This window comes from Neobacillus niacini NBRC 15566, from assembly GCF_001591505.1.
Classification (GTDB): domain Bacteria; phylum Bacillota; class Bacilli; order Bacillales; family Cytobacillaceae; genus Neobacillus; species Neobacillus niacini.
This window is the reverse complement of the sequence record NZ_BCVA01000028.1, coordinates 65,660-74,450: the sequence shown is the minus strand read 5'-3', so window position 1 is coordinate 74,450 and position 8,791 is coordinate 65,660. Positions and strand designations below refer to the sequence as shown.

Annotated in this window: 9 protein-coding genes and 1 pseudogene; all 10 read left to right on the top strand. The window is 36.1% G+C overall.

All coding sequences use genetic code 11. The annotated features are described in order from the left end of the window. A partial coding sequence (locus BANA01_RS18825) for a hypothetical protein (protein WP_218008407.1) occupies positions 1–269 on the top strand: 269 nt, incomplete at its 5' end. Between the two features lie 248 nt (positions 270–517). Beyond that, positions 518–1,873, top strand: a complete 1,356-nt coding sequence (locus tag BANA01_RS18820; protein WP_063254296.1) for an arsenic transporter — start codon at positions 518–520, stop codon at positions 1,871–1,873. 119 nt (positions 1,874–1,992) lie between these two features. Next, positions 1,993–2,877: an ABC transporter ATP-binding protein gene (locus tag BANA01_RS18815; protein ID WP_063254295.1), complete on the top strand. Its 885-nt coding sequence runs from the start codon at positions 1,993–1,995 to the stop codon at positions 2,875–2,877. A 1-nt stretch (position 2,878) separates the two neighbouring features. Next, positions 2,879–4,090: an ABC transporter permease gene (locus BANA01_RS18810; protein WP_063254294.1), complete on the top strand. Its 1,212-nt coding sequence runs from the start codon at positions 2,879–2,881 to the stop codon at positions 4,088–4,090. Between the two features lie 375 nt (positions 4,091–4,465). After that, a pseudogene (locus tag BANA01_RS30430) lies at positions 4,466–4,873 on the top strand (DUF3231 family protein); the annotation flags it as partial. A gap of 18 nt (positions 4,874–4,891) precedes the next feature. Beyond that, entirely contained in the window at positions 4,892–5,407 is a 516-nt protein-coding gene (locus BANA01_RS30425; protein ID WP_268875099.1) for a DUF3231 family protein, read from the top strand. 177 nt (positions 5,408–5,584) lie between these two features. Next, the gene (locus BANA01_RS18800) at positions 5,585–6,262 is read left to right on the top strand and encodes a helix-turn-helix transcriptional regulator (protein ID WP_169803724.1); all 678 of its coding nucleotides are present in this window, start codon (positions 5,585–5,587) and stop codon (positions 6,260–6,262) included. Between the two features lie 33 nt (positions 6,263–6,295). Next, on the top strand, positions 6,296–6,943 hold the full coding sequence (gene folE, locus BANA01_RS18795) for a GTP cyclohydrolase I FolE (protein ID WP_082799591.1): 648 nt from the start codon (positions 6,296–6,298) through the stop codon (positions 6,941–6,943). 133 nt (positions 6,944–7,076) lie between these two features. After that, complete coding sequence (locus BANA01_RS18790) at positions 7,077–7,877, top strand: hypothetical protein (RefSeq protein ID WP_063254292.1); 801 nt, start codon at positions 7,077–7,079, stop codon at positions 7,875–7,877. A gap of 173 nt (positions 7,878–8,050) precedes the next feature. Further along, the gene (locus tag BANA01_RS18785; protein ID WP_063254291.1) at positions 8,051–8,770 is read left to right on the top strand and encodes a YebC/PmpR family DNA-binding transcriptional regulator; all 720 of its coding nucleotides are present in this window, start codon (positions 8,051–8,053) and stop codon (positions 8,768–8,770) included. The last annotated feature ends 21 nt before the right edge of the window (positions 8,771–8,791 follow it).

Below are 8,791 nucleotides of genomic sequence, written 5' to 3'. Positions count from 1 at the left end.
CAAAGGCTCTCATGGGTCCAAAGGAAGTAGAGGATCCAAGGGGTCTCATGGTTCTAAAGGCAGTAAAGGATCCAAAGGCTCTCGTGGTTCCAAAGGAAGTAGAGGATCCAAGGGGTCTCATGGTTCTAAAGGCAGTAAAGGATCCAAAGGCTCTCATGGGTCCAAGGGGTCCCATGGTTCCAGAGGAAAAGGCAAAGACTCAAAAGGAAAAAAATAATATCTTACCAACCGGTACTTGTGGAGTACCGGTTTTTTTCGTATTTACATAAATTCCTTAGACAGCTGCCTATAAAGGTACCACTAGGTATTCGTTTAGCATTAAAAAGATAGGCCATTATCCAACCAACATTTCAATAAAATTTCTAGTTACCTGCTGATTTACATAAATTCAAGATATTCGTTTAGTTCAAGCCTCTAAGGGTCTACGTATGATAAAGCAAAGGACAAGAAAAGACGTGAAAAGGAGCTTTCTAAGAATAAAATTTGTAGATAAATCGAAAGGAGAGAAATAACATATATGTATCATCCATCGACGGTAATTATCACCATATTCGCTTTTGTTCTAACCATGGTGATGATATTTATCCGTCCGAAAAATATGAATGAAGCGATCCCAGCAACGATTGGGGCAGTTATTGTTTTATTAAGCGGTAGCGTTTCGATGATTGACCTAATGGACATAAGTTCGAAAGTAACAGGGGCTGCTGTAACCATAATTGCAACCATCGTTATGGCTATCGTACTGGAAAGTTTCGGCTTCTTTAGATGGACGGCAGCATTGATGTTAAAAGTATCAAAAGGGTCCGGAATTCGTTTATTCTGGTATACATTATTACTTTGCTTTTTGATGACCATGTTTTTCAACAATGACGGCAGTATATTAATTACTACACCTATTCTCATTCTTATTTTTAAGAATATCGGTTTAAAGAACCGCCAAAAGATACCATACCTCTTAAGTGGTGCCTTAATCGCGACTGCTTCGAGTGCTCCAATTGGAGTAAGTAATATTGTTAATTTAATTGCGCTAAAAATTATCGGTATGGACCTTTACCTTCAAACAGCCATGATGTTTGTTCCTGCAACGATTGGACTACTATTTTTAGCTTATTTACTACTCCTCGTTTTCAAGAAGGACATCCCTAAAGAAATCCGGCTCCATTCCTACACATTGCCATTGTTAAATAACAATCGTTTTCACCCCTTACAAAGGAAAAATGAGGATATGTTTGAAAAACAAAAGAAGTTAATGATCCAAATGCTTATCTTTGTATTTATCGTTAGAATCAGCCTTTTTGTCGCCTCGTTTTTAAACATTTCTGTTTCATTGGTAGCTGTAGTAGGTTCAATCATTTTACTAATCTGGAGATGGATTCATTTAAAGAAAAATCCAAAAGATGTTTTATTTAAAATCCCTTGGCATATCTTGATTTTCGCTTTTTGCATGTATGTCATCATTTACGGATTACACAATATCGGGTTAACAGTCCTATTGGTAGAACATCTGAGTTCTATTGTAAATGGAAGCCTACTTCACGCTAGCGTCACCATGGGAATCATCACAGCTTTCCTATCAAATATCTTTAATAACCACCCTGCCTTAATGGTATCGACACTAGCATTAACTGAGATGGGATTAGAACCATTATTAACCCAGACAGTCTATTTAGCAAATATTATAGGAAGTGATATTGGTTCCTTAATCCTGCCCATTGGTACCCTGGCAACATTGATTTGGATGGATATACTAAAGAAGAATAATATAAAAATTTCGTGGCTGGATTATATTAAAGTTACAATAATTGTCATTCCGCCAACACTCGTATTTACTTTAATCGGTCTTTACCTATGGCTGCTTCTGGTATTTGTTTAAAGAGGGTGCTTGTAAGTTTTTGGTGTAAATTGGTAAATATCCCTTTAGAAATAACATTCTGTGGTTTACAATAATTTACAGAGTGTTATTTTTATTTTTGAAGTAAAGGGGAAGATTTTTTGCTAGAAGTGATAAATTTAACAAAAAAATATGGAGACAAAACGGTCGTGGATCATTTAACATTTTCTGTTTCTTCCGGTGAAGTTTTCGGACTGCTCGGCAGAAATGGTGCGGGGAAGACCACAACGATTAAAATGATGCTTGGTTTGGTTACACAGGATGTAGGGACCGTTATGTGGAAAAATCAAAATGGGTTGAAAGGCGCTTCGTTCGGTTATTTACCGGAAGAGAGAGGCTTATATCCGAAAGCAAAGGTAGTTGATCAACTTTCCTATTTTGCTAGATTAGAAGGAATGAACAAGTCAACTATAAAAAGAAGTATCGACTATTGGCTAGAACGATTTGATATCGAAATGTATAGAAACAAGATGGCAGGTGACCTTTCGAAAGGAAATCAACAAAAAGTTCAATTGGTTGCAACTTTGTTACATAATCCTGACCTCATTATCCTAGATGAGCCGTTTAGCGGGCTGGACCCCGTTAACACGAATCTTTTAACGGAGGTTATTCTGGAAGAAAAACAAAAAGGAAAAGTTATTATAATGTCCAGCCATCAAATGGAACAGGTGGAGAAATTCTGTAAAGAAGTGATCATTATGAAAGATGGGAAAGCGTTGTTAACAGGAGAGCTAGAAGTCATTAAAGATTCATATGGGTTAATGTATTTGTCTCTGTACGGAAATGTGGATAAATTAAAATCGTTTTGTCAGCAGCAGCAATACTCATTTGAACAGGAAGAAAAACGAATTATTATTCCTTTAAACAAAGAACAAGACCCTCTTATGGTTTTAATGCAATTAAAAAATGACGATATTGCTGTAAGTGAAGTCACCTATTTGCAGCCAACCCTTCATCAAATTTTCGTTGAAAAGGTGGGGTCGTAACATGAATGCTTTATGGACAGCCTATCTATTTCACATTCGAGAACAAATACGAACAAAAGGATTTCGTATCACTTCAATTGTCATTTCACTGTTAATCCTTGGCTATTTTGCTTATAACCATTTTTCCTCAAATGAAAAAGAAGTTCTAGTTACAGTGATTAACACCAGTACATATTATAGCCTTGATGACAAAATTCTTAAGGAAAACATAGAGGGCTTAGTACTTCACACAGAGCAAATAAAAAATGAAGAGAAGGAACAACAGAAAATTAAAGATCAAGACCTTGATCACTTAATTGTAATTAAAGAGAAGAATTCTATTCCTGTCGTAAATTATTATTATCATCGGTCACCTGACCCAACTGTAATGTTTGCATTCACTAATCAGTTGCAACAGCAATATTTGGCAAAAGTTTCTACTGAACAAGCTTTGTCTCAGGAGGTTATCAGTCAATTATTTCAAACCATTCCTGTAGAAGAAACGATGCTCGCAGAGAACAATGGAAGCCTTGGGATTGTTTATGTTTTCATATTCCTAATGTACACTTTTATCCTAATGTTTGGCCAAGGTGTGGCAATGAGTATTACCGGTGAGAAATCGACGCGAGTAATGGAAGTTATGATTACGAAAATTAAACCGATTTACATGCTTTTTGCTAAGGTGCTTTCAAGCTTAACCGCTGGCTTAATTCAAGTCTCAGTCTTTTTTCTTTCAGGGTATGTCGCTTACCTTATTGGATGGATTAATAAAAATCAATTTAATATTGTAGGATTTGATTTTGATTTATCTCAAATTAATGCTGGATTAATTGTCGCCTTTGTCTTTTTCTTTGCTTGTGGTTATCTTGTCTACGCATTATGTTTCGCTGCACTAGGTTCATTGATTTCTAGAACGGAAGATTTAGGCAGCGTAATGGGTCCAGTCATGGTACTTGTTGTTGGAGCGCTAATGGTAGGTATCAAAACCATGATGGATCCTACAGGAGGACTCGTAAACTTTTCAACGTATTTCCCATTCTTTTCACCAATTGTAGCGTATTCTAAATTTGTAATGGGAGAGCTTACTACATTGGAATTAATTATTAGCGGCGCCATTTTAGTCACGTCTATTCTATTACTTGCCATAGGGGCTTCTAAGATTTATGTGAAAGGTGTAATGGTGTACGGTGAGAAATTCAAATGGTCTCATTTGAGTGCCATGTTTAAAAAGTAAATATACAAATAGAGCCAATAGGTCTGTTTTTACGATCTTTTGGCTTTTATTTTTGGATGTATACTTAGATTATTTGATGAAACTAGGGATTCAGCAAATATCCAGCGAAAGATCAAAGTACATTCGCATGAAATCAATATTTCTTTCATAATAACACCAATTCATATATTACCTTTCCTATATTTGGGGGAAAATAAGATTAGGTCCTAATTAAACGAAAAGCTTAGTCAAAGTTTATTAAGGAACCCAGATGGAACTCCCGAAGAAAGTGACTGCCACAGCTTCACTATAATGAAGAGCGAGGTAATGACATTGGAGGATAAAGCACAGCTTCGTTTAACAGCATCTGAAATGTCGACATAATGGACCCAATATTTAAACGATTCACTAGCTGCATGTGTTAGCACTCACTTTTTAGAAAAAGTAGAAGATGAAGAAACCCGTCCGATTATTGAATTTGTCCTACAAACAGCAAAAACTAATATCTCTACCATGCAAGAGCTTTTTAGAAAAGAGAATTTCCCTATACCAGTTGGATTTAATGATGATGATGTACATGCTCATGCACCGAAACTGTTTTCTGACACTTTTGTACAAATGTATTTTAAAAATATGTCTATTCTTGCTATGGCAGCAAATAGTGCAGCACTTGGCTTAGCAACACGGCCTGACGTTGTATCTTTTCATAAAAAGGTATTAGAAGCTTCTGCTTACCTGCAGGATTTATCAAGAGAGATTATGTTAAAACAGGGAACGTATATAAAACCACCTTATATTTCTGTACCTGATAAAGTCGACTTTGTGAAGAAACAGCAGTTCTTAGCAGGGTTCTTCGGTCCTAAAAGGGCTATTACGGGTGTAGAAATTACTCATTTATTTCTAAATGTCCAAACGAACGCGATTGGAAAAGCACTGATAACGGGATTTGCCCAAACCACTGAAAATGAAGAAATAAAACAATTCTTATATAGAGGAAAGCAAATTGCTCAAAAGCATGTAGATATATTTAGTGACTTTTTGAAAAAAGAAGACCTTCCCGCACCAATGAGTTGGGATACGGCGGTTTCAGATTCAAAAACACCTGTTTTCTCTGATAAATTAATCATGTTTCATATAACTGGAATGATTGCAGCAGGCATTGGAAACTACGGCATGGCTATGGCTGCCAGTCCAAGAAGAGATATAGGGTTAAGATATGCAACTTTAATCCCCGAAATTTCACTATATGCCGAAGATGGTGCTAATATCATGATTAATCATGGTTGGTTGAAAGAACCACCTCAAGCAGAAGATCGTGACCAATTAATAAAGGGTTAAAAATGATATTCACACATTATAGCGGCTACCCTTATTATTAAAATTATTCCAGCACAGCCCTTTCAAAGCGAAGGGGTTTTTTTGTTGATTTAATTTAACAAGTTTTTCATTGAAAAACTTGAACAATTTAAACCATACCTGAATATATTTTAGAAAGAGAACCTAGGGGTGAAGATGATGAGTTTCCGCGTTGACCAAATGTCAGAACCGCGCCGTAGAATCATACAGTATATTAAAAATAACGGATCTTCATCAATGAGCGAGCTGGCTTCCTACCTAGATATAAGTGGGGAAGGAGTACGGCAGCACCTTCTTCAATTGGAAAAAGAAGGATGGGTAAATCGTAATTCAGAAAACAATGGGATTGGCCGTCCTGTACTGCAATACCGGTTAACAACTGCCGGTGAACATTTGTTCGAAAAGAATTACGACCATTTAACCATTGAAGTTTTAGATACCTTATCAAATACGCTTGGTGAAGCAGCACTAAAAGATTTACTTTCCGCAATGATTGAACAAAGAATTCACCAGTGGGAACGAAAATTAGACGGATTAAATATAGAAGAACGTCTAAATGCTTTAAAGGATTTCTATAAAAAAGATGATTCATATATGGAAATAGAAAATAAAAATCATGTTTATTCCTTAATTGAACGTAACTGCCCTTTCCATAATGTAGCATTACAGCGCCCTATACTTTGTAGTGTAAGCGTTTCTGTTTTAACGCATTTATTAGGATGTTCTGTAAAGCGAGAGAAACGACTTCAAAATGGGGATGGGTGTTGTGTTTTTCAGGTTCAGTTGGATGAACCGATCAGCGAAAATACTCCTCGAATTATTATGGAGAATGAGTAGTCCTAAAAAATTTAAAGAGTGATGTGATAATGAATGAAAAGTGAGCAGTTACAGATTTTAACTAAAAATTTTCCACATATTTTTAACCAACAACCCGCCTCCGCAAACGGAGACTTTACCAATTTTACTCAGTTTTCAGAAGCAGTAAAACAGTTAATTAAACTTTGCGGTGATGATCCGGAGCGCGATGGTCTACTTGATACTCCTTTTAGAGTCCTTAAAGCATTTCTTGAGTACACAGAGGGTTATCAAGAAGATCCGAAAATACATTTAGAAAAGACGTTTGATATTCATCATAAAGGCCTCATTTTAATCAAGGATATTGAGTTTTACTCTTTATGTGAACATCACTTTTCTCCATTTTTTGGTGCAGCGCATATTGGCTATATCCCAAAAGAGAAAATAACCGGCCTTTCAAAAATGGGGAGATTGGTAGAAGGCTATGCAAAAAGATTTCAGGTCCAGGAGCGGCTAACGACCGAGATAGCTCAAGCCATTGAAGAAGTATTAGAGCCAGAAGGGACCATTGTTGTAGTAGAAGCGAAACATATGTGCATGTGCAGCAGAGGAATTAAGAAGACGAACACCGTTACCACAACATCAAGTCTGCTTGGTATCTATGAAAATCGACCAGATCTTCGGGCTGAATTTTATTCACTCATAAAAAACACAAGGGAGTAAGGATGACATACATGTGATGTCATCTTTTTTTGTAGTCAGAGCCTTTTTTAAAAAAACGGGACAATCCAGGAGTTAGTCTTTAACCTTTAAACCGTTCTTTCAATACTATAGTAATAAAGGGCAGGTGAGTAACATGTACTTGGTCGGCTTTTATTCGCCAAAAGCTAAATCAGGTGTAACGGAATTATCTTTATCTATTTATCATTGGCTTAAAATGAATACAGATTTATCAGCAGCTTTTATTTCATATGGAACATTGGAAAAAGAGGGTCTCTCTAAAGAGGTGATTCACGATTTTTCTAAATTGTCTCTTTCGGAACAAAAGCGAATGGTAAAAAAAATGAAGAAAGAATTTGATATAATTATCTATGATGCCTCCAGTCAGCTGTCTGAAGGAGTATTAAAACTTTTACCTATTGTGGACAGATTATTTGTAGTGGGTGAAGAAAACACAGACTTTGCGGTCAAACTCCATCAAATCATTCAATTCAACAAAATTTTTGATAAAAGTGTAAAGAATTTTATTCAACATTTAAAGGGGAATAAAACCTTTATTATACGTGAAAACAAGGAAGGCCGTGTGATCGGCTTTAATTATACAGCAAAAGAAACAAATGATATTGGTCAGATGGTATATAGAGATTATGTAACGCGTTATTTAGAAGAAAAATTTATTGAAAAGAATGAAAAAATCTATAGAAAAATTAAACAAATTCCTAAAGAGACTTTGTTTCGAGGCTTATATGAACTTGGAATTGATTTTGAGAAGGCACTGCTATTTCATGAATATGTTCTTTTACGAGAAGCGTTAGGGCAAGATTATGAAGAAGCACTTGAAAACCTTTTCCCGCTATTAATCAATTCATCCTTTAAAGAAATTTTAGAAAAATTTCAAAATGAGATTAAATTTATCGCAAAACTAAAATTATCCTAAAAAAGTCAGGAACTCATTTCCTGACTGTTTTTGCGATTGAATTTGTAAGTAATGATGATAAATACTTAACAAATCTTTCAATTACGGTATAATATTTTAGAAAATAGTTGAACATGTAATCTATTTCTATTACTATTTTTATGTAGAGCCAAAGTTGAAAGTGAGTGGACAATATGGGCCGTAAATGGAACAACATTAAAGAAAAGAAGGCTTCAAAGGACGCAAATACGAGTCGTATTTATGCCAAATTTGGAGTTGAAATTTATGTAGCAGCCAGAAGAGGCGAACCGAACCCTGAATCCAATCAGGCATTAAAATTCGTTTTAGAACGTGCAAAGACCTACAATGTACCTAGACACATCATTGACCGTGCAATAGACAAAGCAAAAGGCGGATCAGAAGAAAGCTACTCTGAGCTTCGTTACGAAGGCTTTGGACCAAACGGATCAATGGTTATTGTTGATGCCTTAACAAATAATGTAAACCGTACAGCGTCTGACGTACGTGCTGCCTTTGGTAAAAATGGCGGTAACATGGGTGTCAGCGGGTCTGTCGCCTATATGTTTGACGCAACTGCGGTTATTGGTCTTGAAGGTAAAACAGCGGATGAAGTTCTAGAAATCTTAATGGAAGCGGATGTCGATGTTCGTGACATTATAGAAGAAGATGAATCTGTTATCGTTTATGCTGAGCCAGATCAATTCAACGCTGTGCAAGAAGCATTAAAAAATGCCGGTATTAAGGATTTCACTGTTGCTGAGTTAACGATGCTTGCTCAAAATGAAGTAACACTTCCTGAGGACGCACAAGCAAAGTTCGAAAAAATGATCGACGCTTTGGAAGAACTTGAAGATGTTCAGCAAGTTTACCACAATGTGGATTTAGGTGAATAGGATTTCAAAGAGGACCTTTGT